Consider the following 25,928-nt stretch of genomic DNA (forward strand, 5'->3'; position numbering starts at 1 on the left):
TAGCTTGTTACCACCAAAAGGTATATATTTTTCAGATAAAGAACAATATCATTTGTGGATTTGTTCTTGACGCTTTTGAAGTACTACTTAGATCGCTATTATACTCATATTTTTTCCGATTGACAATCTGATCACTAAATCGTGATAAATAGCGTGCAGCCTTGTTTAGTGAATCCGCAAAATCCACAATGACATTCTTACTAAGATCTAGGATAATTCGTTGAGCAAAAGGGAACATTTACAATGCCCGAAAGTCGGTCAAAATTTATAATTCCTGCTGTTAGTACTGCCGTAGTTGTGGCAGGAGGAATAGCAGCGTATATGTATTTGAAGGGTGGTCCCTCTGGAGATATTTCTGATGTTTTGGGCGCTGCTAAAATCGTGCCAGATGAAGCAATTTTGGCAACTTACATTTCTACTGAGCCAAAAGTTTGGGCAAAGTTAGAGCAATTTGGCACTCCTGAAGCACAACAGATAGTCGCACAAAATTTGGAGAACTTCAAGAAAAAACTGTCTACTGATAGCAATATTTCTTACGAACAAGATTTAAAACCTTGGGTTGGTGGTGTTATGGTTGCCATGCTACCCTCAAGTCCAGCAAAACCTGTTGCACAGAATACTCTGCAAGCAGCACAGGAACCTAAAATTTTGGTGGTAGTGGGAATCAAAGATAAATTGGGTGCCTTGAATTTTGCTAATAAATTGAAGGCACAAAAAGAAGTCAAAGTAGAGGAAACTGACTACAAAGGCGAAAAAATCATAGAAACAACTGGTAAGAATGATCACAATTATACTGCTGTTTTAAATACGACTTATGTTGTCATTGCTCCGGAAAAGCAATCTGTAGAGCACGCAATTGACACTTACAAAGGTGAACCTTCCTTTGCAAGTAAAGAAGGTGCAAACAATATGTTAACAAGAGGTGTCAATGTAGACAACACCCTGGCGCAAATTTATGTACCGGATTATCGCAGCATGGTACAGCAATTAATAACCGCAAATCCGAACGCCACGCCGATTTCTCCAGAAAGCATGAAGCAGTTAAAGCAGATGAAATCTATGGTGGCGAATGTAGGAATTGATAATACGGGTGTGCGGATGAAAGCCATTGCCAAGTTAGACCCAGAATTGGTCAAATATCAGTATGAAAACAGTTCTGCTGATGTGGTATCTCAATTTCCTGCTGATACAATCGCCATGTTGAGCGGAAAAGGGATCAGCAACTGGTGGTCAGCGCTTGTGCAACAATCAAAAGATACTCCTGAGTTGAAGCTTACGCTTGAACAAGCTCGATCGCAACTGAAATTAGTCAATATTGACCTGGATAAAGAAATTTTCGGGTGGATGGATGGAGAATTCGGTTTTGCTGCTATTCCATCAAATCAAGGTGTGTTGGCGCAGATTGGTTTTGGGGGAGCGTTAGTTTTCCACACAAGCGATCGCAAAATGGCTCAAAGCACTCTCAACAAACTGGATGACTTTGTTAAAGCACAATCAGTCAATGTAGCAAAAAGAAACATCGGCGGTAAAGAAGTCACAGAATGGCTGATTCCTCAACAAGGAGCTTTATTAGCACACGGGTGGCTAGATAATAACTCCGTATTTGTCACTATTGGTGGTCCTATAGCTGAGACTCTAGCAGATCGTAAAGGTGAGTCTTTACAAGGTAGCAACAATTTCAAAGCTGTTACTAGCACTCTCCAAAGGCCTAACGGTGGATATTTTTACTTAGATATGGACAAAACCGTACCTCTGTTAAATCGTCTTGCCACTGCACAACAGCAGCCGATGACTCCCGAGACAAGTGCGATCATAAGTTCCATTCGTGGTTTGGGTTTGACCGCTACTAGCCCCGACAAAACAACTACCGAAGTTGAGATGTTGCTTGCACTCAAGCCGAAAAATGGGAATTAGGAGGACTGGTAATTCACCTGTGTACATCTGGTGTTGATCTGGTGGTTCTCACTTCTAAATACATACTTCTGCAATATGATTCATATAGACAGGCTTTCTCCTGATTGCAAAGGTAGACAATTCATTTGATCAACATTAGTGATGAACACGGCTGTAAAAAATACTCCTGGATTAGCTTCGCGTTTTGTAAATGGCGTTCTGGCAATCAAGCCTTTAGCCAGTTTAGCCAAGCATCAAGCTAGGCAAATGATGATTAAACGCGCTAAGAAAATAGGGGTGAATTGGCTCGAAGAAGCACAAACCCTACAAGCGCGTAATTGGCAAGCTGACTTCGCTAAAGTACAAAATCCCCAAGTTACTTACCCAGAATACTACTTCCGCCCATTCCACGCTTACGAAACAGGAAATCTCAGTTGGGAAGCTGCGTTGGAATTTGAAGTTGCTGCCCGCACCGTCCACGCTGGAATTTGGCGGGATGCTGGGGCAAAGGGTGATCCCATGCTGCGCCAAAGTTACCATGAGATCATCAAACAGCAAATTCCCCAAGAACCACAAGACATTCTAGACATGGCATGCGGTGTGGGTTTGAGTACTTTTGCTCTACAAAAAGTTTATCCTGATGCCAAAATTACGGGTTTAGACTTATCTCCCTACTTCTTAGCCGTTGCTCACTACCGTAGTGAGCAGCACCATGCTAATGTTAACTGGATTCATGCGGCTGCTGAATCTACTGGGCTACCAGATGCCTCGTTTGATTTAATTTCCATTTTTCTGATGTGCCACGAACTGCCTCAAGCAGCAACTCAACAGATTTTTGCTGAAGCCAGACGCCTACTGCGTCCGGGTGGACATCTGGCAATTATGGATATGAATCCCAAATCTGAAATTTACAAGAAGATGCCGCCTTACATTTTGACGCTGCTCAAAAGCACTGAACCGTATCTTGATGAATATTTTACGTTGGATATTGAGCAAGTGATTGTAGAGGCGGGGTTTAAAACTCCCACCATCACTCCTAACAGTCCCCGTCACCGCACTATTATTGCTCAAGCGTAAAGACGTAAATGCTACGTTCCTACATGGAATTGTTGTGCGCAGTCATACCACCGCTACTACTTCTGCTTTACTACTATTACCGCATCCCTTCTGCCCCTTCTTTGATGCGGCTGCTGTTTTTCTTTGTGTTAGGAGCAATATCTGGTATTCTTGCTCTGGCGTTGGAAGGGGTTTTTGAAACAGTCGCCAACAATGTTGTTGACTGGGAAAGAATGCAGCGTGTTTTCCCAGGTGTTGTTGTGCGACAACTTATAGAAGTCGGTCCTGTAGAAGAAACCTGTAAGCTGGTAGCGGTGATTGTCCCAACTTACCTTTTCCAACCTCGATACCGATTTCGCCCCACTTCTGTTTTTCTATTTACCATAGCGGTTGCCCTTGGATTCACTGCCCAAGAGAATTGGATTTACCTTTCTCACGACACGGCACCAATTTTTGAGCGAATTATCAGCACACCAATTCATGCCATGTTTTCTGCCCCTTGGGGGTATGTCCTGGCAATATGTATTAGCGAAAACATTTCTTTGTATGGATATCGGCAGTTTTTGCCTGCTGCTTGGCTCAATGCTGTGATTTGTCATGGTTTAGTAAATGTTCTATCTATGAGCGATCGCTATCCAATACCACTAAATTTGCTCAATTATGGCTTGTTCCCGTTTCTGTTGTGGATGTTTTGGCGACTACAGCAGTTACTGCGAAGGGTGCAAGGCGAACTTCCAATCATGCTGATCTCTGGATACACACCTAAACAGCGCTTCCAACAACGTATCAAAGTGCTGTTAGCTTTGTTGCTGGCTGGAAATGCTCTTTTTGGGCTATTTCTTTTAGTCAAAAGTCTGAGCTTGTTGAATATATCTCAGCTTTTTGACCGTGATGTTGTGTCATTTATACTTAGCCGCTTATTGCTAAATGCTGGTTTTGGACTTGTAGCATGGGTGATTTATACCTCTTTGCGACGTTCAGCACGTGAGTAACCCAAGCAAATAGCCCCCAACTTAATTACTGTTTATCAGCTAACTTGTCATAACGCCATCAAAAAAAGGATATATAATACTTGCGAAATCGCAATCCCAAATCATTAATTGGGAGTGGTTCTATTTTCGCAAATTGGTTGGCTTAACCACCAGACAAAAAATGAAACAAACAAAACAACTCACCGCAATCATTGAGCGCGAGGGAGATGGCTATGTATCGCTTTGTCCTGAACTTGATATCGCGAGTCAAGGTAGCACAATTGAGGAAGCACGGGATAACTTAGTTGAAGCGTTAGAGCTATTCTTTGAAACAGCAGCCGCTGCTGAAATCCAAGAACGACTGCATACAGAGGTTTTTGTGACACGCTTAGAGGTGAGCGTTGGGTAAGCTAGGTGTTCTTTCTGGTGGAGAAGTTTGCAAAATTCTAGAGCAGCATGGCTTTGTACAAGTACGCCAGCGTGGTAGTCATATAATTATGCAATTGCAAACAGAAGACTCAACAATAACTGTTCCTGTCCCTGCTCACGATAAGCTACGTACTGGCACTTTACAGTCTATTCTTCGCCAGTCAGGACTTCCTCGCGCCCTTTTTGAAGTGGACTCATGACAAGTGGCGATCGTGCTCAAATTCAAAATTCAAAATTCAAAAAAAGAAAAAAGAAAAATGAGATATAGCAGTTGCCAGGTAGATTAGGACATCAACTAATGAGAAAACATGGAAACCACGGGACAATTCCCAGCCTGCTCCCCTTCGGATTCGCAGTCGCCTGCGGAGGAGCCAGTACTGTTCGCGCAGCGTGGCACTTTGTGCCATAGGAGGGTTTCCCTCACTTGGTATCTGGCGTTGGAAACCCTCCCGCAGCGCTGTCTCACCTGCTCCCTGCTCCCTGCTCCCTGCTATATGATAAGTATTTTTCCGGACATGATATTATTGAGTTTCATACACCGAAAATGCGTCAGCTATCGGGTTTTGCTGTGGAATAAGCTTGAATTGGGGCGACTAGTACCGCTGCGCGGAATTCAAAATTCAAAATTCAAAATGAATAGAGTGTAAGCTTTTCAGAGATTTTGAATGGTATGCTTATTTACGCCGCGCTGTACTAGTGAAACTAAAGCGCCCCTTTCAAATACTTGTGAACAAATCTTGACTCCCTACAAGCGTACTAACACAGGTTGATTTTGTGCAGCATTGACTGAGTTTGAATCTGACTCAGTGCAATAAATTTCACAGGAGTTATTCGGAGTTTCCATTAATTTTACTTTGTATAGTGTCGCTCCTAATTCCTGAATGGGCGATCGCAGCAGTTGACTGATACAAAGTGCAATATTCTCAGCAGTGGGAACAACTTCAGCAAAGTATGGAACGTCTTTGTTTAAGAAGCTGTGGTCAAATAGCTCAATAACGTACTCTTTTATAGCTTGATTCAAAGCGCCCAAATCAACAATCATCCCAGTGCGTGGATCAATCTCCCCTTTTACAGTCACTTCTAAATGATAGTTGTGCCCATGACCGTTGGGATTAGCGCACTTACCGTAAATCTTGAAGTTTTCTTCGCCGCTAAGACGAGGATGAGCTAGCTTATGGGCGGCGCTAAAATAAGTGCTGAGTGTGAGGTATGCTTCCATGCCGTTTCCTAAATAATCAGCCCAAAGTTCGGGATGCTCAAAAAGCTGTATACGCACTAAAGGTAAATCAGGTTTTAGTCGTTGCCAAATTACCCGTGCAATGTTTTCTGGGGTGGGTAGAGTTTGTTGAAACTCTAACCATACATCGTTGAGATAGGAAAAGTCCAGTATACTCGTCACTTTTCGGTTAATAACGTGTTTGACGTTGGACAAGTTGAGAATCATGCCATATTCATCCAATTCTCCAACCAGGGAGACAAATAAGACATAATTGTGTCCATATCCGGGAAATCTTGAACAAGCACCAAATTTCTGAATATTTTCTGCTTCACTCAGTTCTGGCAACCAATAGCGATGACTTGCCGAAAACTGAGCGCGACGACTTATAATACATAGCATAAGCAAGCTGTGAGTAAAATTTAAAATTTCTTAAATCTTACTGCTTCCAGTATAAACAAATTCTGGTGTAAGTTGTTAATTGTTGGTTGTTGGTCAACATTCCTGGTTTAACTTAGGACTTAAGCACTGTACAAATGCACCCACTTATGCATTCAGACAAGTTAGCTTTGTCGGCAGGTTTGGCACAACCAAGACGACATTCACATCATTTGCAACCCGTCCGGCTTGGATTGCTCCAGTTTGGACGCTTTGCAGTTTGTCTATCTACAGACTTCTAGTTTGTGAGCCTAACCTTACTTCTGCATAAAATAACTTTGCTTACACCTATTAAGAATACAGAAGAAAAGCTTCTTCATGCTTAACTTCTGTGATCATCAAACTTTTGTTAATACCTAAGTTATCAAAGTATATAGTGGTTGCAAATCTTTCTGAGGTTCTCAAACAAAAAAACAACGTTGCCGTAGCATTTTTCTTGATAAAAAACACAACTTTAGGAGTAATTTCATGGCAGGACTTCACCGTTACAAATGCTTTTTAATACAAATAAACTCTAGTATAGAAAGTGAGTCGCAACAAACTGAGAACATAGTTTTATCTGATAAACCAATAGTAATTGGACGAGATGCTAGTTGTTGTGACATTGTTTTAGATTCCACGAAATACCAGGAAGTGTCCCGTCAGCATTTAAAAATTTCCCCCCTCTCGTCTGGTTCTCCCAGTGATCTGCCTCAATGGGAAATATCCGATTTGGAAAGCCGTAATGGTATTTATATTAATGGTCAGCGCTTACAAGGTTCTCAAATTTTGCAAGTACATGACCAGATCAAACTTGGTCGCAAGGGTCCAGAATTCGTTTTTGAGTGTGAACAGATTAGCTTTGTTGGTATCAGCGATATATTTCCTGTCGTCTCAGGAAGGGTAGATTTACATCAGAAAGGTTTCCTTGTTCCGGGCATTGTCACAGTGATATTCGTTGTAGCAATGTTGGCTACTCGAGATAACAATAACTTCAACTTCCTCTACATCTTGGCAGCTTACCTAGCTTTTGCAAGCCACTATGTTATTCACAAACTCTGCCATAAACATAAGCCCTGGTGGTTGCTAGTTAGCTTAGGTTTGGCTACTGGTTTACCGCTTTTAACTGCCCATCATGAATTGGCAACTATTTTTCACGACATCTTACCAGGAGATGCCTCGGAACACAACGAGAGCATTCTTGCTATCATTCTCAAAGAATTTTTCAAGGCAGGTTTGTTAGAAGAATTGTTTAAAGTGCTGCCAGTGATATTAGTTTACTTTATAGGCAGACTACTCCAATCACCCAAGCGCGAACTGATTGGGGTATGGGAACCTATGGACGGAATCCTTTTAGCAACAGCATCTGCCACTGGATTTGCATTAGTAGAGAGTTTGATGCTAGTGCATGAAGAAACTCAAAGCAAAGGTAATTTTGCGGGATTAACACTTTTAATTCCCCTGATCTTAGGAGATATTTGTGGACAGGTGGCATATAGCGGCTACTTTGGCTACTTCATTGGATTGGGTGCAATGAAACCTAAAAAACTTTGGCGGTTTATAGGAATCGGCTACCTGACTTCAGCATCTCTACATACCATTGGAGCGATTATCTCTGAGTTGCAAAAAGAACATAAACTAGATTTTCTCATCGGTAACGTACTCTCAGCTTTGATAGGCTCTGTGGCTTACATATTTTTGATGGCAGCAATTGTCAAAGCCAATCAACTTTCGCCCGCTCATTCACACAAATCAGTCAATAGGTAGAAGACAAGTTAACTTTAGACGCGTAGTATTATCGTATCTGCATCATGATGGTTTCTAGTTCGTGTTAAATAGAACAGCTATAAGTGGGTGCATTTGTACAGTGGGTAAATCCGACCACGAATTATTACGATTACTAATTATCAACCGTTACACATAGGCACCGAGAGATTCTTGTGCCTCACGGTACATATTAGCGGCAGTGCGAAACATTTCTTGACCAGCGTGCAAGTAACTCTCGTCATAGTTAAGAGGAAAATATGCTAACTGATCTAGCCCATCGCCTATTTGATTGAGACAATAGTAGAGATGGGCTGCTGCTCTTGCTAAACTAGGTGGATTTGGTAAAGAACGAAAAGTCAGGTGCGCCTGCTTGAAGTCAGCTTGACACGCGTGTAAGTAATCCTGAAATTCTTCCAAGAGGACATCATCAAAGGGATCAGCAGCAAGCTTCTCAATTTGCTCCCGTAAAGAAGCCATAATGGTAAACAGCAGGCGGTTCACTGGCTGATAAACTCGGTGCAGCCATTCCTCTATTTGCTCATCGGCGTCTTTTCCTGTTTTTCTTGTCGCCTGGTATTGCTGTTGAGCTGCTGCTGTACGGTGTTGCCTATTGGTAGTGGTTTGTTGAGAGCGTTGACGCAGTTTTTGGTCGTAATTTAGGCGATTTTGAGCGTCGCCTAAAACCTCATATGCTGCATTGAGACGGATAATTTGCTCAGGATCACCGGTACCCTGATTGCTATCAGGATGAAACATCTTGACCAAGCGACGATAAGCTTGCTTAATCTCCGCTTGGGTTGCGTTTGGACTAACTTTGAGTGTTTGGTAGTGGTTCGTCTGATCTGCCATTTATTCAATGTACCGTTAGCATCAGCTAACTGCTAGTTTTGGTTCCAAGTCTTGGAACAACGGTGTACTCAAATACCTTTCTCCAAAACTAGGCTGAATCATTACGGATTTCGCGTCCCTCGTTTTCTTTGCGTTGGGCAACACGAATAGCAGCAAACAAAGCAGCACCGCTGGATATGCCAAGCAGTAGTCCAACTTCATTTGCCAGCTTCACTTGTAAGCGATCGCCTCTTCATCAGTGACCGAAATGACTTCATCTATAATGTTGACATTCAGCACTTGAGGAATGAAGCCAGCACCAATTGCTTGAATTTTGTGAAAACCTGGTCTTTTACCAGATAACACTGGGCTGCTTGGGTGTTCAACTGCGATACGCACAGAGTCAACCTTCTGGCTAACTTGTGCTGAGCCTGTCGAAGTAGCGCCCACGGCAAAGTCTTCCGGCTGCTCGCCTGAAAACTTGGTTTGCGTGCTTTGATAAGTTCAGCTACATCTGTAATTGTACCACCTGTTCCGACTCCAGCAACTACTATATCGACCTGTCCGTCAGTATCTTCCCAGATATCCTCCGCTGTCGTCTCCCGGTGTATTTTGGCGTTAGCTGGGTTACTCAACACTCAATTGTAAAAATTTACAACCTTCTTTCCCTACTGATTAGATACTAGATACTAGATGTAGTACATTATGTCCAACTGTCGTCGAGAATCGCGTTTTTCACAGAGTTCTGCAAGCGTGTACTTTTGCAAAACTGCGTTTGCCGCCACCCTTGCTTCTTGCCAGATCTCTTCGACAACACCACTGTCTAGAGTTTTCGGGTTGATGTCTTCCTCACCTATGCCCACATCTAACCCTTCTAAACAATTCAAAATCTCGAAAAGAGTTATTTTCCAAGGTTCTCGCGCCAACAGATAACCGCCCTTTGAGCCACGCTGGCTTTTCAGTATACCTCCACGCCTCAAAGTTGCTAGCAGTTGTTCTAGATAGCGGTCTGGTATATTTTGTTGTGTCGCTATCTGTCGAATTTGCAGCGGTTCCCCGCTTTGGTAATGAGTTGCTAGCTCTATTAGAGCCAAAATTGCGTATTCTGATTTACAAGATAGTTCCACGGGCAGCTTTTAAAAAAAATGATGGGTTTATAAGAAACAAAGTTAAAAGTTAAAAGATTTTTTGCTTTTTTCTTTCTGACTTTTCTTGTCCTCTTTTTATAGTATACTCCGGCTATCCGCTAGGGTTTGTTATTTTCAAATGTTGCTCTAAATATTCCGAAGCTTTTATCTCAAATTTATTGATCCCTGTCGCTCAGGAGCTTGTATCCTGAAAAAAAAAGGAAGAACCCTCCTCATGAGCTACTCGTTTTAATAGGGTTTGTTCATTCTCTACGTGTAAGACCCCGTAGGATGTACGAAAAATACGATTTTTCTTTCCCCCTACACCCCCACATCCCTACACCCCTACACCCCTACACCCCTACACCCCTACACCCCCACACCCCTAGTTTTGGTAACAAGCAATGCCCTGGTTTGTGAAGATAGAAGAAGGCAAAGTTGAGAAGTCCACGTTTGATCAATACGTAAGCGCTCATCATGCTTACGTACAGGAATTAATTGCCAAAGGACACAAAGCGAAAACTGGCTACTGGGCGCAAAAAGGTGGCGGTATGATGCTGTTTGAGGCAGCCTCAATGGATGAAGCACAAAATATCGTAGCTCTTGATCCATTGATACAAAACGATTGTGTTAATTATCAGCTTTACGAGTGGAAAATTGTAGTGGAATAACACACACAAAGCGAAAAATTAATGCTATGGTGTTTAAAGACTCGGATCTACGCGGCTGTAACGCCCAAATCTTGTCAGGACCGGAAGGTAGCAGCAACACGGGATGCTTATAGTAGGCGTAGTCTCCGGGTCGCCCCATTTTAGGAGCAAAAAAGCAGCAATGCCAGGTTTTGGAGATGTTGTAAAAAAAGCTTTTTACCTTGGTGTCGGGTTGGCTTCTTATGCGGGAGAGAAAGCAGGAGGGACAATAACCGAACTGCGATCGCAAGTCCAAAAGCTAGCAGATGAAATGGTTGCGCGGGGCGAAATGACAACAGACGAAGCCCGCCGGTTTGTAGAAGATATGATGAAGCAAGCCCAAAGCGTACCCGCATCTGATACAACAGCTGCTAAAACGTCTCCCTCTGAACCACGTCGGATTGAGATTTTAGAAGAAGACGAGGAGCCAACTACTGTAAAAGTAACTCAACCAACTGAGAATGTTGATAAGCTACGCGACCAAGTCAGACAAATGCAGGAAGAACTGCGTAGGTTACAACGCGATAAGTAGTTGTCAGGCTGGCAGAGGTGCTTGAGCATGAGACTGAAAATTTTCTTTATAATGTAAAATTTTTATAAAAAATAGTCCTTAGGATGTACAAAAGTGCTCCCAGCCATGTAGCATTAAGCGTCCAGTAACTAACTTGTAAGGGCGTCGGGTTTATGGAAAAGTGGCAAGAAGAGTTTTGGGACATGATAGAAATAGTGACTGATGAAGTCGAACGCTTCTTCGTGGGCATGACGGAGATGGTAGACACCTTTTTTGAGTTTACAGAAGAGATTAGCGACCAAGTACAAAATACTATAGCCACCGAGTTAGATCAGTATTTACAAGAACTGGCTGATCCGATTTTGGAAATTTACAGCGAACTGGAAGACATTGTTACAGATGATATTGATCTGGGTTTTCCTTATCCTGTTGAAGCCTGTCAAGAAAAAAATCCCGCTTGCATTGGTTGTCGTCATTACCACGGTCAAGTGTATAGTGGAAATTTGTTAGTTTGCGGTATGCATCCCCACGGTTGGGAAGATGAGAATTGTCCAGACTGGGAACAAGAAGAGTTATGATTAGTTAGTCAATAGTCCAAAGTCCAAAAGAATTTTTGACTGTTGAGTGTTGAGTGTTGATTTTTGACTGTTGACTATGGAAATCAAATATGGAGAACGCAACATTGCGGAAGGGCAACTAATCACATTTCCCAATCCGCGTGTTGGCAGACGATACAATATTGACATTACTCTGCCAGAATTTACGTGTAAATGCCCGTTTTCTGGCTATCCTGACTTTGCCACGATTCACGTTAGCTACATCCCTAATGAACGAGTCGTGGAATTGAAGGCGCTAAAACTTTATATTAATAGCTATCGCGATCGCTATATTTCCCACGAAGAAACTGCCAATCAAATCCTAGACGATTTTGTTGCTGCCTGTGATCCAACGGATGTCACTGTTAAGGCAGATTTCACACCTCGTGGTAATGTGCATACGGTGGTTGAAGTGCGACATCAGAAGAACGCGTAGAAATCTGATAGCGCTGCCCTGGTTACAAATTTTTTATTCAGATATCCTATTCGTCATGTCTTAATGTTCAATCTGCAATTTCTGGACGAATATGAGGAAGATGATGAGGTGATACTGGCTGCGAAGCCGTCAGTCGGAGGCTCAGATCTTACACCTCCGGCTGAGTACGCCCAGAACTCAAGTTCGTGGCTCATAAACACGCGTCCGTTAAAACGGAACGGCACATGCTTCTCCCAAGGGGAGACGCAATCATGCGAACAAGTCGGGAAACCCGGACGCCCTAGTGGGAACGGCCACGCCTTACGGCTATCGGGTATGCCTGCGGCACGCCAAGGGCGAACGCAGTCGCCTAGGTCGGGAGACCCTCCAAAGAGCGCTGTCTCACCAGATACCTAGGTCGGGAAACCCCTTCGGGTGTGCGCAGAGCGCACGCCTTACGGCGAACGCCCTAGTGGGAACGGCCACGCCTTACGGTGAGTCCAGCGCTGCGGGAGGGTCTCCCTCCGCAGGCGACTGGCGAACCCGGAGGGCTATCGGGAACGCCCGTCGCCTGACGCCACATTCTACCCTGCCCGAAGGCGTTCCGCCTACAACGGGGGGAACCCTCCGCAGTCGCCACAACGGTCAAAGCTCGTCGCTTGGGTTGCTTCCCCCGACAGACTTTGGGGGAACCCCAACGCCAGATCCCTACGGAGGGAAACCCTCCTACAGGACTGGCTCCCTCCGGGTTCACCAGTCGCCTACGGCGGGAAACCCTCTCCGAAGTTGCCACAACGCGGGGAACCCGCGCAAGGCACAACTCTTGGCAGCGCTGGATTCACCGCAAGGCGCTGCTCTCCGCACAGAAGTGGCACATGAGGGAAACCCTCCCGCAGCGCTGGACTCACCAGATGCCTGCGGAGGGAGACCCTCCCGCAGCCGGTTGTCGTCACCTCCTGCAGTACTGGCTCCCCAACGCAGTGCCTCCTGAAAAACTAACAAGAGTCCGTTTTAACGGACTTGGACTTTGAGCCAAGAAATTTATTTCTTGGCGGGCAAAAAATATGGTGCAAGATCTGACTCAAGGTGTATTAGGTTGCAGGTAATTCTTTGTATCCGATACGCTTCAATTTATTCCCCTGCAATATATATGTTTGAGCAACTTTCAACCTTGGACAACACAAGCCATCCTTTGGACCTTGAGTCAACATAACGATTTTTATTTTTCCTGCACTAATAGAGATATTCTTGATTACCACCCGGTCTCCAAGAGACTCAGAAGCAACGTTCTTTGGGCTACCTTTATCATTGATGATTACTGCTAAGTACTCAAAAATTCCTGAACCACCGCCGTTCATTGTCAAAAGGGTAACAGCATCTTTTATACCATCATTATTCAAATCACCAAAAGTGATGGTCTTTCCCCCCCATATACGTACTTTCTGCTCCTGATTTCTAAAAAAACCATTAATTAGTTTGAAAGAGCCGTACTCGGAAATATGGTACTCAGCATTTGAAAGTGTTTCTTTAGTTAGGGATGTTTTACTGACTTTCTGCGTGCTTGTTTCTAGAGTACTTGCACTTGCTAAAGAGTTTGGTATTGCAGGTTGTTCTGTTACTCGTAGTGCAGTAAAAATAAGACCAAAAGGGATTATGAAAAAAATGAATTTGTGTTTTGTGATCATTTTTTTGAAATGATATGAACAGCATTAAAGTAAAACTATATGATGGCTCAGAAGTTCTTTAGGTCTGAGAAAAGTCTCAAATAAAAAAAGCTTAGATTCCCGACAACTTCTGCGAAGTCGGGAATCTTGTTGTTGACGAATGATTTAGGATTGGTATGGTATCAGGCAGAAGCCGCACGCTATACAACGTGCACGACTTCTACACCATCACTAATTTCACGATATGTGAATTAACTCAACCTACAGCTTAAACAAAGGTGAAGTCTCCTCTGGAGAAGCTCACGCTAGTGTTATTTAGTACGACGCCAATTAAATCATTGCCGTAGAAAATCCGTGTATCTGGTGTTGTGCTATTCAAATCCCCTTCCCAGTTTTTAGATTGACTCAAGGTGTATTGACTGGAACTACCGCGAAGTTGAATGGTATCTCCAAACTCGAAATCTCCAATTACGGCGTAGCCTGTACCTCTGTAGTAAACACCGGTGGTTCTATCACCTAAAATGAAAGTATCTTTGTTTATATCCCCGCCAGTACCACCATACAAGTAGTCAATGTCTGTGCCACTACCATAACCATTCAAGGTATCATTGCCGTAGCCAGCATATAAAGTGTCATTGCCAGCACCACCATACAAGATGTCATTGCCGTAGTCACCATACAGTACGTCTTTGCCGTCGCCACCAGACAAGATGTCATCATAGCCCCTACCAGCTATTGTGTCATTACCAGAGCCTCCGTAGATGGTATTTTTGACATAATAACCTCCTCCAAGAACATCGTCGCCACCATTACCGTAGGCAGTCCAATTGCTAGAACCATTGTACTGAATGTTATCATTGCCATTAGTACCGTTGTAAGGGTTTGTAGTCACGTCAGCCATGTGAAATTACTCCGATTTTCAAGTTATTTTCTAAGGTAAAAAATGGCTTTTGCGACGTGATTAACTACTGAAAACCATCTCGCTGCAATAAACCATTCTTTACCTTCATTGCGCTTAATGAGATGCGCTTCTTGTATTAGCGAAAATGTTATTAAAAGTCAGCAAAACAAGTAAGTCAATACCACAAAGCTACCTGCTTATAGTAAAGACTAAGCGGACATCAAATCAGTTATCAGTTATCAGTTATCAGTTATCAGGCGTATGGCGGGGGACGCGCGACCCAAGGATTTAACTGATAACTGTTTACTGTTTACTGTTCACTGTTAAATAACCTGTTTTCGCTATCAAAATCAATCTGAATCTTTGCTTGCAAAGCCATACTCTCAGATCTGCTAAGTAATGTCAGTGCGAAAAAGTCGGACAGAATTGGAAGAAAGTCGGAAAAAGTCGGATATCTACTGACTTTCCCGTAAAATGCTGGTGGAAGTATTCTGTAACCACTTGAAATCATGAATATTGAGGAAGCGCTGGCTGTTGCAGACGCTGCCATATTTGCTTATACGGGTAAACATTTGAGGGATCAGGAAAAATCAATACTGTCAGCTTCTTGGGAAGGTCAAACGTATGAGCAGATGGCACAGAAGTTTTCATGGTCTGAGAAAACTCTCAAAGATGCAGGTTCTAGTTTATGGAAATCCCTATCAAAGGCGCTAGGGGAAAAAGTCACTAAAAAAAACTTTAAAGCAGCTTTGGAACGTCGGCGAATAGAGAACACCTCAGCGCAGCAATCAAGAGATAACCAAGACTGGGGAACAGCACCAGATGTTTCAGTGTTCTTTGGACGTGAAGAAGAACTGCAACTTCTTGAGCAATGGATTCTCAAAGACCGCTGCCGACTGGTTGGTATTATTGGTTTTGGTGGGATTGGTAAAACTAAACTGTCCGTTTGCTTGGGTAAAGGTGGTATTGGCAAGACGGACCTATTCTTAAAGTTAGCTCGCAGCATTGGGCATGAGTTTACTTATTTTATCTGGCGCTCTTTACTTAACGCTCCACCCCTGACAACTATCCTCACTGACTGGATTAAGTTTTTGTCTAACCACCAAGAAACTCGTTTACCTGAGACTGTGGATGAGCAACTGAGATTGGTGTTGCAGTATCTGCAATCGGAACGTTGTCTGCTGATACTTGATAATATGGAAACTGTGCTGCAAGGTGGGGTTAGCGCGGGACAGTATCGCCAAGGTTATGAAGAGTATGGTCAACTGCTGAAGGCGATCGCACAAGTTCCCCATCAAAGCTGTTTATTGCTCACTAGCCGCGAGAAGCCAAAAGAATTAGATCGTAGTCCCTATTCTGTGCAGGTTCTGGAACTGGGGGGTCTAAATTATGCACAAGGACGCAAGATTTTTGCCCAAATTGGCTCTTTTGAGGGTTCTGATGAACAATGGCAGGAATTGATTGCTTTTTATAATGGTAATCCTCTGGTTCTTGAACTCGCAGCGCGGCATATCCAAGAAGTTTTCTTCGGTAATATCTCTGATTTCTTGCGGGAAGGTAAACAAGTCTTTGAAGATTTGCACGACTTACTGGACTGGCATTTTGAACGACTCTGTGAGCAAGAAAGGGAAATCACTTACTGGTTTGCGATTAACCGGGAAGCTGTATCAATTGTCGATTTACGTCATGATATCCTAACTTCTTCCAGGCAAAAATGCCTTCCATCCACACTACAATCCTTACAACGCAGATTACCAGTTGAAAAAAACGAACAAGCCTCTGCCTTTACTTTACAGCCTGTTCTCATTGAGTACATAACCGAGCGATTGATTGAACAAATCACTCAAGAGATTTCCACGGGCAATGTTTCTTTGTTTAACACTCACGCAATTATCAAAGCCTCAGCCAAAGATTATGTACGCAAAAGTCAAGAAGTTCTCATCCTTCATCCCCTTCATCAAACACTCATTGAAAGTTTAGAGAATACTACCCTTGAAGCGCGACTGACTCAAATTCTCTCCACGCTACGTCAACAATCCCCTTGCAAATCCGGTTACATAGCAGGAAATGCCCTTAACCTCCTTTGCTTTGGACACTCTAGCTTGGAGAAATACGACTTCTCCTATCTCGAAATTCGGCAAGCTTATCTGCAAGGAATGACTTTACATAAGGTCAGCTTTGCTTATTCTAAATTCGTACAAACTGTTTTCACGACCATTTTTGGAAAAATCTTATCCCTTGCACTGAGTCCTAGTGGAGAATGCTTCGCCACCGCAGACACTCTCAATGAAATCCGTCTGTGGCACATCATAGACAATCAACCAATCCTCACGCTACGCGGTCACACTAATTGGGTATGGTCAGTTGCTTTCAGTCCTGACGGGCTGCTTCTAGCCAGTGGTAGCAACGATCCAAGCGTAAAGCTCTGGGATACCCGCAACGGTCAGTGTCTTCACACCTTAAAGGATCATACCAAAACTGTCTACTCGGTAGCTTTTAGCCCGTGTGGTGCCATACTTGCAAGTGCTAGCGAAGACCATACTGTTAAATTATGGAGTGTGCACACAGGAAAGTGCTTGAATACTTTAACAGGTCATACTAGTTCTGTGTGGACTGTTACTTTCAGTCCGGATGGCACTACGCTGGTCAGTGGTAGCAGTGACCGAACCATAAAGTTTTGGAATATACAGACATCTCAGTGCATCAGAACGCTTGAGGGGCACGCTAGTGAGTTGCGTGTTGTTGCTTTTAGTATCAATGGACGAATTCTAGGAAGTGGTAGCGCTGATAAAACAATAAAACTCTGGAATGTTGACACGGGTGATTGTCTCCGTACCTTGCAGGGACATACAGGTATCGTACGTTGTATTTCTTACAGTCACGATGATCGATTTTTGGCTAGCAGCAGTGATGACCAGACTATAAAGCTTTGGGACGGACAAACTGGTCATTGTGTCAATACGCTCAAAGGTCACACAGCTAGCGTACGTTCAGTGGTTTTCAGCCCAGACAGTTCTACGCTGATCAGTGGTGGCTATGACGAAACAGTAAAGCTTTGGGAGTGTGATACAGGACGTTGCTTTAACACACTCCAGGGATATACGAACTCTGTTCGTTCTGTTGCTTTCAGTCCGGATGGAAACGTGCTTGCTAGTAGCTGCGACAATGGGACTGTCATTTTATGGGATATTGACACTGGGCAACCGACTCACGTTTTGAAAGAGCATACGAGTACCGTTTGGACTGTTGCTTTGGGTTCGCATTCCAGTCAGCTTCTTGCTAGTGGCAGTTGGGATCAAACAATTAAGCTTTGGAACCAAAAAGGTTTGTGCCTTGGTACCTTGAGAGGTCATATCGATATCGTATTATCTGTAGCGTTTCATCCCACAAATCATATCTTAGCCAGCTGTAGTCAGGATACCACGATTAAATTGTGGAATGTGCATACAGGGGAATGTTTCCAGACGTTACAAGGTCATACTGGTAACATCTTATCAGTCGCCTTTGCTCCTGATGGCTGTATATTAGCTAGCAGCAGTGGCGACAAAACTGTGAAGCTTTGGGAATTAAATACAGCGGAATGCTTTAAAACGCTACAAAAGCATACAGGTGGTGTGTGGACAATTGCCTTTAGTCCAAATGGTGCCATGCTTGCTAGTGCGGGTGATGACCAGACAGTAAACTTGTGGCATCTGCCATCTGGGGAATGTATCTTGACGCTGCAAGGACATGATAACAAAATTAAATCCATTGCCTTTGCGCCAGATGGTCAATTTTTAGCAAGCGGCGGTGAAGATAACACTATCAAAGTATGGGATGTGCAAACTGGTCAATGCTTGTATACTTTGTTAGGACATGACAAATGGATACAGTCGGTTGCTTTTAGTCCAAATGGCTCTATCTTAGCTAGTGGTAGCGAAGATGAAACGATAAAGCTTTGGGATGTGGGAACTGGTAAATGTATTCAAACATTGCGATGCTGTAGACCATTAGAAGGCATGAACATTATTGGTGCTACAGGATTAACTGCAGCACAAAAAGCTGTCCTCAAAGCTTTAGGTGCACTAGAAAATGAAACATGAGTTTAGAAGTCACAGTTAAGACAGATTTCACACCTCGCGGTAATGTACATACCGTGATTGAGGTGCGTCATCATAAGCAAGAAATCACATCGTAGTAGTTAGACCTGTATTTGGGATGCGATCGATTTGACAGTTCTGTTGTCATCACGCTTTTTGATCACTTGTGCGGGCACGCCGACTGCAACTGACAAAGGTGGAATATCTTTAGTCACAACCGATCCTGCACCAATAATACTACCCCGCCCAATTGTAACTCCATCTAGTACTCTCACCCCACTTCCCAGCCAGCAATCATCCTCAATCACAATTCCTTTTACACTTAATCCCTGTTCTCTGAACTTCCGATTAGGATCTGCAAAAATGTGATTATTGGCGTAGAGTGATGAGTGGGATGCAATCATACAATCTTTACCAATCTTGATGAAACCTGGGCCAGCCATACAGACGTAGGGACCAATGTAAGTATGTTCACCAATATGAATATGACCATCTTGGTGACCACCGTAAGCTCTAATATCGACACCACGATCAATTGACACGTTTGACTCAAAGCAAATCTTATTACCTTTATTGCTCAGATAAGTGCCACTATATATACGGACATTATCTCCAATCTCAATAGTGCGCGTGCCGATAAACCGGACATTAGGTTGGATATAAACGGATTTTCCGACTCGACCGAAAATAGTCCGATAAACTATATTTCGTAGCACTTTACCGATGGGGGTAGGAATTCCTCCCAGGAGTCCTGTCAATATGTATTCCTTCCCGTAAAGCTGCAATAATTGAAAAGTTGAATTTTCTCCACTCATGGTTTTTAGCTCCCCTGTTGAATATAAACTGAAGCTTAGATTCCAGAAAAATAATCTGTTCTGATGAGAAAACATCAGATGCGTAACATCAGGTTTGTCAAATTCTTGCCCAACCAGAGGACTTATTAAAATCAAGAGTCCTCAAGTTAGTATTAAATATTCATAGCAACGCAAACAAGGAGTGAAAAAGTTTCACTTGCATGCAAATGTCATTGTTGATTTTAGGAGTGAAATTTCCCACCAAATATTAGTACATGAAGTTAGGGTGGAGTGTCTCCAACTTCAGCCATCACATTAAAGTTAATCATCGGAGCGAACAAATAAACACTTCCCCGACAACTATAACGGCTCTCTTGCAGCCTGTTTTTGGATTCCGCTGCTCTAATCATGAGGTGCAAAGAGAATTGAGATCTTAACTACAGCGCCTTTATAGTGACGCAGATAATAATTATATTACATCTTAAAATTTGATTTAGAATTTTTTTTTCAATAACCTATAATATTTTCATCAAAATCAAAAAAATCAAAAGATTATAGATGTGGTCATAACAGTCGTGATGTCAAAAAGACTGTTGGCAATACTCCAGCTTTCTCGCCGCCCAAAGGGCAATACGCGTAGCGTATCGCTATATTTCCCACGAAGAATCGGCAATCAAATCCTAAACGATTTTGTTGCTGCTGTTTCACCGTTTTGGGCAGCTAGCAGGAGGGGTCGCTATACCATTAGAATTGGATGCATGGGAGATGAGGGTAACTTCGCCCTTGCCGTTGAACACCCAACCCGTAGCAGGGGCAATTTTTATAGCTTCAGGTTTAGACTGTGGTTTAGTAGTCGGTTCGTGTTTCCCTTGCTGTTGTGTTGTGATAGCCCTAGTGCGAGTATCTGTCCATAGGACATCAGTGCTGAGGGGTTCGTTAGGACTGGGGGGTAACCCGCCACGTCCGGTGACATTAAACTTATTATTTTCTCCTTCAGCAAAGGCGGCACAGCTTGTGTCTATGAGTGCTGATATATCTACTGGCAGCGTGGGTAGTTCCACAAATTCTTTGCTGGGGTCAAGATATAATGTATTGAGAATCACCTGACCTTCTAAAGTCGGGCTGATTTGGGAAAATGCTGTAATATCGTTGGTTGATAATTTTTCAGGGTTCAATTGGTTTGGGTCGGTGGTTCCCAACAGGCGGATCAAGTCTTCTCGACTACGCTGTTCGATGAAAAAATTACTTACAGATGTGATTTTGATATTGCCACCACCCCCACTAAATGCATTAGCGGTAATGTCGCTGTTTTCATTGGGGAGAGTAACAATAAAGCCATTGGGAATATTGATGGTTATGTTGCCACCATTGCCACTACCACTGACTGCATTGGTGGAGATAAAACTCCTAGAATTCTGAGAATTCTGACCACGTAACAAAAGTAAACTTCCTATCTGTAGGTCAATATCTCCACCCCTACCTATGTTGCTTGCATTGCTACGAATACTCGAACCATCTAGCATCTGCAATTTCTTTGCACTAATGCTGATTTTTCCACCATTAGCCTCGCCACTAGTGTTTGTATTGATAATTGCAGACTTGAGGTCAAAAGAGTTTGCGACTTTAAAGACGATTTCTCCAGCTATACCTCTGTTCTGTGTACTGCTATTAACCTCCGCACCTGAAATCTCCCCATTCTTGGCAGTTATGCTGATAGTTCCAGCATTACCCGTACCTTCACTCTTAGCATTTATATTTGCGCCATTCACCACCTTAAAAGAGTCTGCGGCACTAATAGAGATGTCGCCTGATTTACCTGAATTAGACGCAACGCTATTGATATTTCCACCTGAAATCTGCACATTGTTGACATCAATTTTGATAGTTCCAGCATCACCCCTACCAGAACTGTTAGCTTGTATATCTACATTGGTCAGCTCAAAAGAGTCTGCGACATTAAACTTGATTTCTCCGGCTTTACCTGTGCTCCCCGTAGTGCTACTGATACCCCCCCTTCGAGTTCAAAAGAATTTGCGTTGATGTTGATTTTTCCGCCATTACCTGCACCATAGTTATAGCTGGGTAGCCCACTTCCACCGGTAAGTTTAAAAGAATTAGCGTTAATGTTTATTGCTGCGATATTCCCTGTAGCTGTATAAGAGGTTTTGCTGTTTAGCCCACTTCCAATGCTAGCAACAAAAGAATTCTTAGCTATGACGGTAATGTCTCCCGCGCTTCCCGATGCTGTTGCCTGAGTTTGTGCGGTAGCGTAATTGTCCAACTTTATATTGTTGGCTTCCAGCTTTATTTGTCCGCCGTTGCCAGAACTAGAGGTGTAAGCGCCGATGTTGGATTTATCGACATTGATCGCATCGCCAACAATGCTGATTTGTTGCCCATTTTTGTCGCTTAGTGTATCAGATCGTACTATTGATTCTGAAGTGAAATTAATATTTTTACCAGCGATTGCGATCGCACCACCGCCATTTCCTGTAGCACCAATAAACGAATTCTTTGAAAACCCGATGTCTGCAAAACTGGTCGCACCTTCATAACCCAGCTTCCAACCTTGTTCTATCGGCGCGAGACTCACAGCCTGATTGCTACCAACACTACCGATTTCAATACGTCCTGCTGGTGACTTGAGAATGCCACCCTCAATAGACACATTCCCTCCCACCAATGCTAAGGTTTTCCCCTCACTCACTTGCAATCCTGGTTGGCTACTGTTAAGAAAGGGATTAGGTTGATTGGCAAAATCGTCACGATTATACTTGATGATATCGTCTTGAATTGCACCCTCCAGTTTTTATGGTATTTGCACCAATACTCAGTCAGTCACAATTATGGGTTCAATTTTATCTTAATTGTGCAAACAATAAATAAAGGAGTTTATTTATAATTCAATAGAGTTCAGTTAAGGGTTGATCGTCCCTAGCCCACGCCAGTCGCTACAACGGAGGGAACCTCCGCAACGCGCTGGCTCTCCTTAAAAAGGAGGGAACTGAGCAAGCTTTTTAAGAGGAGCCAGCGCCGTGGGCGGGTTTCCCGCAAAGTCGAGCCAGCGCCGTGCGGGGGTTCCCCCCGTTGAGGCGTCTGGCGTTGCCGGACGGAATCTTCCGCCCGGCAGACTTTGCGACTTGAGGCGTCTAGCGTGCTTGGGGGATCTTAAATACCACTAACAGCAAGCGTATTGATTTATAATTAAGCCGAATGAGGTTCTATCGCAACCGCTTTCTCTTCATCCTTCGATGGTAAGCTCAACTTATCTAAAATCTCCAACATTTCCCGCTCAAAAGTAACTTGAGCACGATTCGTTTTTCCACCCACATATAAGCGACTATCTTTCTGCAACACCCAAATTTGGGAGTGAGAAAAGTAACTCATCACTACACCTAGCATCAGCAAGGCAAATCCTGTATAAACAACTGGTATTCCTGGATCAGCTTTAATTTGCAAGCCAGTACTACCAAGGACATCCAGAATTTTCAACGTCACACCATTGACTTGGGTAGACATTCCAGTGCGAACAGTGTCAACCAACTTGCCAGTTGCATCATAAATCAACACCGTTCCCTGCAAGTCTTTTGTGAGTAGAGAGACACCCTCACTCAAATCTGGTTTAGTCGGAATCCAAGTTCCCCAGATGCGTCCCTGACCGTTGGTGTTTAGTTGCGCCATAGGTAGTTGAAAAATAGGGCTTTTGTTCACACGGACTCGAACAGCAGAAATTCCCCAATCAGTTTGATAGAAAGTCACGCCGCGATAACGCAGAGGACTGTTGACGAAAATCGTCTTGCGGTCAACTTCCTGTTCTTGATTGTTCAAAACAGACATGTCTGAGTAAAACTGGTCAATTCCACCAGAAGCAGTGTAGTCAATCCAAAAGCGATTGACTCGCACAGACCAATCTTTAGATACTGCTGTTGCCCAAGGCCCCGCATCTATGATATTTTTCACTTGAAAGGTATTACCACTGCTCACCATTTCCTGAGCAACAAAACCAGTCATTGCTCCCCAAATAGATCCCAGAAGAATTGTCACAATACCAACATGAACCACAATCGGCCCGATGCGTCCGATCAGACCTTTGCGGGCGTAGAGAGAATCATCTTTTTCTTGAAAAACTTTGTAGCGGCGATTTTGCAAAAGTTGAGTCAGGGAATTCACAGAACCATTGTCTACTTCAGCACTCAAAGCTAACTTTTGAAATTGACGGGGTTCATCATAAAATTTCCACCGACGGGCAGCTTTTAAAGCTGGTAGCTGACGAGTAAAAGTACAAGCAGTTAAACTTGTCCCAAAAAAGATGAGTAATGCTAAAAACCACCAAGTTCGATAAACATGGTCTAAGCCCAGTGTTAAGAGAACTTTCCAGGTGAGAAAACCAAATAAAGCTGGGTGTTCTGGATAGTTAGCTTGGTAGAACGCTAACGATTGACCTTGCTCTATAACTGTACCAGTGACGCTGAAGATTGCAATGGCTAACAGCATCACGATTGCTAAGCGTAAATCTGTCAGCACGGGCAGTAACTCTTGTCGCAATAACCGCCCAAATGCTGACCATATAGATTTTTTGTCAACTGAATTTTCTATAGTCATTTATCTAATATTTACCTGAAAATTTCCACTGGAATCCGAGAAACTAAAGAAAGCACACCAAATCCTACCAACAAAGCACCACTGACTGGGTTAATCCAACCTGACCAACGCCGCAATTCTAGCAATTTCTTAATAGAAGCTGTAAACGTACCGGCTAAGATTAACGGTGCGACATAACCTGCTGTGTAGGAAATCAGCAAAACAGCACCTAGAATTAAGTCTTGTGTGTTGGCAACCCAACCAAGTAAGCTTGCTAAAACAGGAGTACTGCAAGGAGAGGCGACGACACCGAAACTCAGACCAATCAAATAAGCCCGCACTCCTTGCGGTAATTCTTTAGAAATCCACTCTGTTCCACCAAAAGAGGGCAATTGCAATGGTAAGGCTTCTAATAAATTCAGCCCCATGAGAATGGCTATGATACTGACAATAATTGGTAACCCAATTCCTACCTGACCATAGACTTTTCCTACAAAAGCTGCTATAATACCTAGTGCTGCCAGGGTAGTAGCCAATCCCAAAGCAAACCATGTTGATTGGGCAACGGCTTGCAGACGGCTTTTAGCTTCATAACCACCGATATAACCAATCGTAATCGGTAGCATGGAAAGCATACAAGGTGTGAGGCTAGTGAGCAACCCAGCGATAAAAATGACGCCAACACTCAGCAAACTTAAGTGCGTGAGTTGGTTGGCGACAAGGGTGTTAGCAAATTGTTCTAGTTCGTAAAGTCGGGTTTGCAGGGTTTCAAGCATGGGAGATCTAAAAGCAGGAAATGCTTAGTATGCTTGAATTTTAGCTTAATTTTGGATTGAGGCTCCACGGGTCACCACACCTCTTGGTAACCCAAGCTGTTCTGGAGTGACAGGTTTACCCTCCTGCACGAAATCAAAACTGTTTTTCATCATTGGCCCGTGGATGAATATTGTCCACGCTTGTTGATGATCTTTGATCCAGATGCTGTGGTGTTTGTATGCAGAGCGGAAAATAATTGAACCTGGTCCATACCACTTTACCCCATCCTCAGTTTTCTCCCAATAGCCACCCTTCAAAATCAGACTGACGTTAGGCCAAGGATGATTGTGAAGTACTCCTTTATACCATTCTGGTCGGTCTAAAATATGGTTAAGTGTGATATTAAACCACTTATTTGCTGAGAACAAGATAAAGTGGGTATGCTGTCGAGCTTGTGTCTTTGCTAGATTGTTGTAGGCAGTTAGGACAGGTCGAGATTCTAGATACTTTTTGAACCATTTTTGAAACATAGTAGATATTTTCTATCAAGCAAAAAAGATGCCATTACATTGATAGTATATCCTGTAAATTATGTTAAAAAAAGTACTAGAATTAACAGGCTCGCAAATTTGAGGTTTTATCTTTGGGCATGGACATAGTCCACAAAGTAAAATTTAGGACTCAGCCAGAATTTAAGCCAAGTATAAACTGATAGACTTAATAATGCGGTAATCACTAAGGGTAAACCAACTTTAACTCGGAGTGTATCAGGAAGGATCGCAACTCCGGAAACAGTAATGGCAAAATATGCTAAGAGCACTACCTGCAAACGCTGTATTGTCCTCAGCGCACCTCGGCAGCTACTGCAATGCTGAGTGTGCTGTTTGTAGCGATTTAGCACGAAGGAGCGATTATTATTAATTTCCAAGTTTTCTGGAACACGAACAAGGTTATAGCTCTTGATCCAGGAGTTAGAACTTTTATCACAGGCTTCGATGGCAGCGATTTCCTGGAGTTTGGGAACGGGGATTTTAACAATATTGCTAAGCTCTGTTCGGATACCACCTTCACTCGGTGATGTTGTACTCGATGTCCAGGATGTCTCTGATGTCGGAAAATGTCTGGGTTAAAAGTATCAGTGGTATCCACTGCTGTTGACACCTTCGTAAAACATCACGTACTGACGATTGATTTTCAGCACATGAGGTAAAACCTTGGTTAAAAGAGCAGTGGTGCAT

General features: G+C 43.3%; 24 protein-coding genes, 1 other RNA gene and 3 pseudogenes. 15 read left to right on the forward strand and 13 right to left on the reverse strand.

Going from position 1 to position 25,928, the window contains the following annotated elements:
* Positions 1-243 precede the first annotated feature (243 nt).
* The 5 genes from DP114_RS16720 to DP114_RS16740 all read left to right on the forward strand — a co-directional run bounded on the left by DP114_RS16720 (position 244) and on the right by DP114_RS16740 (position 4,549).
* Positions 244-1,914 carry a DUF3352 domain-containing protein gene (locus DP114_RS16720; RefSeq protein WP_171976634.1) on the forward strand — a complete coding sequence of 557 codons (1,671 nt, stop codon included), beginning with the start codon at positions 244-246 and terminating at the stop codon, positions 1,912-1,914.
* Between the two features lie 141 nt (positions 1,915-2,055).
* Positions 2,056-2,970: a class I SAM-dependent methyltransferase gene (locus tag DP114_RS16725; RefSeq protein WP_171976635.1), complete on the forward strand. Its 915-nt coding sequence runs from the start codon at positions 2,056-2,058 to the stop codon at positions 2,968-2,970.
* Between the two features lie 8 nt (positions 2,971-2,978).
* Positions 2,979-3,941, forward strand: a complete 963-nt coding sequence (locus tag DP114_RS16730; protein WP_171976636.1) for a PrsW family intramembrane metalloprotease — start codon at positions 2,979-2,981, stop codon at positions 3,939-3,941.
* Positions 3,942-4,101: 160 nt separating this feature from the next.
* Entirely contained in the window at positions 4,102-4,329 is a 228-nt protein-coding gene (locus tag DP114_RS16735; RefSeq protein WP_169266464.1) for a type II toxin-antitoxin system HicB family antitoxin, read from the forward strand.
* A complete protein-coding gene (locus DP114_RS16740; protein ID WP_169266465.1) occupies positions 4,322-4,549 on the forward strand; it encodes a type II toxin-antitoxin system HicA family toxin in 228 nt (75 codons plus the stop codon). The genes DP114_RS16735 and DP114_RS16740 overlap by 8 nt, the downstream gene beginning before the upstream one ends.
* A gap of 545 nt (positions 4,550-5,094) precedes the next feature.
* Here the strand turns inward: DP114_RS16740 and DP114_RS16745 are convergent.
* On the reverse strand, positions 5,095-5,967 hold the full coding sequence (locus DP114_RS16745; protein ID WP_171976637.1) for a 6-carboxytetrahydropterin synthase: 873 nt from the start codon (positions 5,965-5,967) through the stop codon (positions 5,095-5,097).
* Between the two features lie 504 nt (positions 5,968-6,471).
* Between DP114_RS16745 and DP114_RS16750 the strand changes: the two genes are divergently transcribed.
* Positions 6,472-7,749, forward strand: a complete 1,278-nt coding sequence (locus DP114_RS16750) for a PrsW family glutamic-type intramembrane protease (RefSeq protein ID WP_169268669.1) — start codon at positions 6,472-6,474, stop codon at positions 7,747-7,749.
* Positions 7,750-7,896: 147 nt separating this feature from the next.
* On the opposite strand, the gene DP114_RS16755 is transcribed toward DP114_RS16750, so the two are convergent.
* The 3 genes and pseudogenes from DP114_RS16755 to DP114_RS16765 all read right to left on the reverse strand — a co-directional run bounded on the left by DP114_RS16755 (position 7,897) and on the right by DP114_RS16765 (position 9,704).
* Entirely contained in the window at positions 7,897-8,598 is a 702-nt protein-coding gene (locus tag DP114_RS16755) for a J domain-containing protein (RefSeq protein WP_169268668.1), read from the reverse strand.
* Positions 8,599-8,619: 21 nt separating this feature from the next.
* Positions 8,620-9,206: pseudogene (locus DP114_RS16760) on the reverse strand (pyridoxal-phosphate dependent enzyme); the annotation flags it as partial.
* 60 nt (positions 9,207-9,266) lie between these two features.
* A complete protein-coding gene (locus DP114_RS16765) occupies positions 9,267-9,704 on the reverse strand; it encodes an RrF2 family transcriptional regulator (RefSeq protein WP_171976638.1) in 438 nt (145 codons plus the stop codon).
* 404 nt (positions 9,705-10,108) lie between these two features.
* Between DP114_RS16765 and DP114_RS16770 the strand changes: the two genes are divergently transcribed.
* The 6 genes from DP114_RS16770 (at position 10,109) to DP114_RS16795 (ending at position 12,906) form a co-directional block, all read left to right on the forward strand.
* Positions 10,109-10,375 carry a YciI family protein gene (locus DP114_RS16770; RefSeq protein WP_169268666.1) on the forward strand — a complete coding sequence of 89 codons (267 nt, stop codon included), beginning with the start codon at positions 10,109-10,111 and terminating at the stop codon, positions 10,373-10,375.
* A 38-nt stretch (positions 10,376-10,413) separates the two neighbouring features.
* An RNA gene (gene ffs / locus DP114_RS16775) (signal recognition particle sRNA small type) lies at positions 10,414-10,510 on the forward strand.
* Positions 10,511-10,535: 25 nt separating this feature from the next.
* Positions 10,536-10,925 (forward strand): phasin family protein, encoded by a 390-nt coding sequence (locus tag DP114_RS16780; RefSeq protein ID WP_171976639.1) that lies wholly within the window; start codon positions 10,536-10,538, stop codon positions 10,923-10,925.
* A gap of 152 nt (positions 10,926-11,077) precedes the next feature.
* Positions 11,078-11,482 carry a hypothetical protein gene (locus DP114_RS16785; RefSeq protein ID WP_171976640.1) on the forward strand — a complete coding sequence of 135 codons (405 nt, stop codon included), beginning with the start codon at positions 11,078-11,080 and terminating at the stop codon, positions 11,480-11,482.
* A gap of 76 nt (positions 11,483-11,558) precedes the next feature.
* Positions 11,559-11,936: a preQ(1) synthase gene (gene queF, locus DP114_RS16790; RefSeq protein WP_169268663.1), complete on the forward strand. Its 378-nt coding sequence runs from the start codon at positions 11,559-11,561 to the stop codon at positions 11,934-11,936.
* Positions 11,937-12,219: 283 nt separating this feature from the next.
* Positions 12,220-12,906: a hypothetical protein gene (locus DP114_RS16795; RefSeq protein ID WP_216669914.1), complete on the forward strand. Its 687-nt coding sequence runs from the start codon at positions 12,220-12,222 to the stop codon at positions 12,904-12,906.
* Positions 12,907-13,006: 100 nt separating this feature from the next.
* Here the strand turns inward: DP114_RS16795 and DP114_RS16800 are convergent, their stop codons facing one another.
* Positions 13,007-13,600, reverse strand: coding sequence for a hypothetical protein (locus DP114_RS16800; RefSeq protein WP_169267535.1), 594 nt, complete (start codon positions 13,598-13,600; stop codon positions 13,007-13,009).
* A 247-nt stretch (positions 13,601-13,847) separates the two neighbouring features.
* Positions 13,848-14,480: a calcium-binding protein gene (locus DP114_RS35960; protein WP_169267534.1), complete on the reverse strand. Its 633-nt coding sequence runs from the start codon at positions 14,478-14,480 to the stop codon at positions 13,848-13,850.
* Between the two features lie 509 nt (positions 14,481-14,989).
* Here DP114_RS35960 and DP114_RS16810 point away from each other — a divergent pair.
* Both DP114_RS16810 and DP114_RS16815 read left to right on the forward strand, forming a co-directional pair.
* Positions 14,990-18,562 (forward strand): WD40 repeat domain-containing protein, encoded by a 3,573-nt coding sequence (locus DP114_RS16810; RefSeq protein ID WP_171976642.1) that lies wholly within the window; start codon positions 14,990-14,992, stop codon positions 18,560-18,562.
* A 2-nt stretch (positions 18,563-18,564) separates the two neighbouring features.
* Positions 18,565-18,657: pseudogene (locus DP114_RS16815) on the forward strand (preQ(1) synthase); the annotation flags it as partial.
* Between the two features lie 3 nt (positions 18,658-18,660).
* Here DP114_RS16815 and DP114_RS16820 read toward each other — a convergent pair.
* From DP114_RS16820 to DP114_RS35045, 7 genes and pseudogenes are all read right to left on the reverse strand, one after another.
* Entirely contained in the window at positions 18,661-19,374 is a 714-nt protein-coding gene (locus DP114_RS16820) for an acyltransferase (RefSeq protein ID WP_169267533.1), read from the reverse strand.
* A gap of 683 nt (positions 19,375-20,057) precedes the next feature.
* Positions 20,058-21,215, reverse strand: a complete 1,158-nt coding sequence (locus DP114_RS16825) for an S-layer family protein (protein ID WP_171976643.1) — start codon at positions 21,213-21,215, stop codon at positions 20,058-20,060.
* Positions 21,216-21,286: 71 nt separating this feature from the next.
* On the reverse strand, positions 21,287-22,060 hold the full coding sequence (locus DP114_RS16830) for a hypothetical protein (RefSeq protein ID WP_171976644.1): 774 nt from the start codon (positions 22,058-22,060) through the stop codon (positions 21,287-21,289).
* A 497-nt stretch (positions 22,061-22,557) separates the two neighbouring features.
* Positions 22,558-23,955: a cytochrome c biogenesis protein gene (locus DP114_RS16835; protein WP_171976645.1), complete on the reverse strand. Its 1,398-nt coding sequence runs from the start codon at positions 23,953-23,955 to the stop codon at positions 22,558-22,560.
* 11 nt (positions 23,956-23,966) lie between these two features.
* A complete protein-coding gene (locus DP114_RS16840) occupies positions 23,967-24,710 on the reverse strand; it encodes a cytochrome c biogenesis protein CcdA (protein ID WP_171976646.1) in 744 nt (247 codons plus the stop codon).
* Between the two features lie 45 nt (positions 24,711-24,755).
* Positions 24,756-25,220, reverse strand: coding sequence for a hypothetical protein (locus DP114_RS16845; RefSeq protein ID WP_169267527.1), 465 nt, complete (start codon positions 25,218-25,220; stop codon positions 24,756-24,758).
* A 107-nt stretch (positions 25,221-25,327) separates the two neighbouring features.
* A pseudogene (locus DP114_RS35045) lies at positions 25,328-25,636 on the reverse strand (Rieske 2Fe-2S domain-containing protein); the annotation flags it as partial.
* Positions 25,637-25,685: 49 nt separating this feature from the next.
* Between DP114_RS35045 and DP114_RS35785 the strand changes: the two are divergent.
* The gene (locus DP114_RS35785; RefSeq protein ID WP_256379268.1) at positions 25,686-25,820 is read left to right on the forward strand and encodes a hypothetical protein; all 135 of its coding nucleotides are present in this window, start codon (positions 25,686-25,688) and stop codon (positions 25,818-25,820) included.
* Positions 25,821-25,928: the final 108 nt, after the last annotated feature.

The organism is Brasilonema sennae CENA114, assembly GCF_006968745.1.
Classification (GTDB): Bacteria; Cyanobacteriota; Cyanobacteriia; order Cyanobacteriales; family Nostocaceae; genus Brasilonema; species Brasilonema sennae.

Bases quoted from the DNA above. Each gene is read 5' to 3' on its own strand.
- DP114_RS16720 (WP_171976634.1), top strand. From the start codon at position 244: ATGCCCGAAAGTCGGTCAAAATTTATAATTCCTGCTGTTAGTACTGCC.
- DP114_RS16725 (WP_171976635.1), top strand. From the start codon at position 2,056: ATGAACACGGCTGTAAAAAATACTCCTGGATTAGCTTCGCGTTTTGTA.
- DP114_RS16730 (WP_171976636.1), top strand. From the start codon at position 2,979: ATGCTACGTTCCTACATGGAATTGTTGTGCGCAGTCATACCACCGCTA.
- DP114_RS16735 (WP_169266464.1), top strand. From the start codon at position 4,102: ATGAAACAAACAAAACAACTCACCGCAATCATTGAGCGCGAGGGAGAT.
- DP114_RS16745 (WP_171976637.1), bottom strand. From the start codon at position 5,967: ATGCTATGTATTATAAGTCGTCGCGCTCAGTTTTCGGCAAGTCATCGC.
- DP114_RS16750 (WP_169268669.1), top strand. From the start codon at position 6,472: ATGGCAGGACTTCACCGTTACAAATGCTTTTTAATACAAATAAACTCT.
- DP114_RS16755 (WP_169268668.1), bottom strand. From the start codon at position 8,598: ATGGCAGATCAGACGAACCACTACCAAACACTCAAAGTTAGTCCAAAC.
- DP114_RS16770 (WP_169268666.1), top strand. From the start codon at position 10,109: ATGCCCTGGTTTGTGAAGATAGAAGAAGGCAAAGTTGAGAAGTCCACG.
- DP114_RS16780 (WP_171976639.1), top strand. From the start codon at position 10,536: ATGCCAGGTTTTGGAGATGTTGTAAAAAAAGCTTTTTACCTTGGTGTC.
- DP114_RS16785 (WP_171976640.1), top strand. From the start codon at position 11,078: ATGGAAAAGTGGCAAGAAGAGTTTTGGGACATGATAGAAATAGTGACT.
- queF (WP_169268663.1), top strand. From the start codon at position 11,559: ATGGAAATCAAATATGGAGAACGCAACATTGCGGAAGGGCAACTAATC.
- DP114_RS16800 (WP_169267535.1), bottom strand. From the start codon at position 13,600: ATGATCACAAAACACAAATTCATTTTTTTCATAATCCCTTTTGGTCTT.
- DP114_RS35960 (WP_169267534.1), bottom strand. From the start codon at position 14,480: ATGGCTGACGTGACTACAAACCCTTACAACGGTACTAATGGCAATGAT.
- DP114_RS16810 (WP_171976642.1), top strand. From the start codon at position 14,990: ATGAATATTGAGGAAGCGCTGGCTGTTGCAGACGCTGCCATATTTGCT.
- DP114_RS16820 (WP_169267533.1), bottom strand. From the start codon at position 19,374: ATGAGTGGAGAAAATTCAACTTTTCAATTATTGCAGCTTTACGGGAAG.
- DP114_RS16835 (WP_171976645.1), bottom strand. From the start codon at position 23,955: ATGACTATAGAAAATTCAGTTGACAAAAAATCTATATGGTCAGCATTT.
- DP114_RS16840 (WP_171976646.1), bottom strand. From the start codon at position 24,710: ATGCTTGAAACCCTGCAAACCCGACTTTACGAACTAGAACAATTTGCT.
- DP114_RS16845 (WP_169267527.1), bottom strand. From the start codon at position 25,220: ATGTTTCAAAAATGGTTCAAAAAGTATCTAGAATCTCGACCTGTCCTA.
- DP114_RS35785 (WP_256379268.1), top strand. From the start codon at position 25,686: ATGGCAGCGATTTCCTGGAGTTTGGGAACGGGGATTTTAACAATATTG.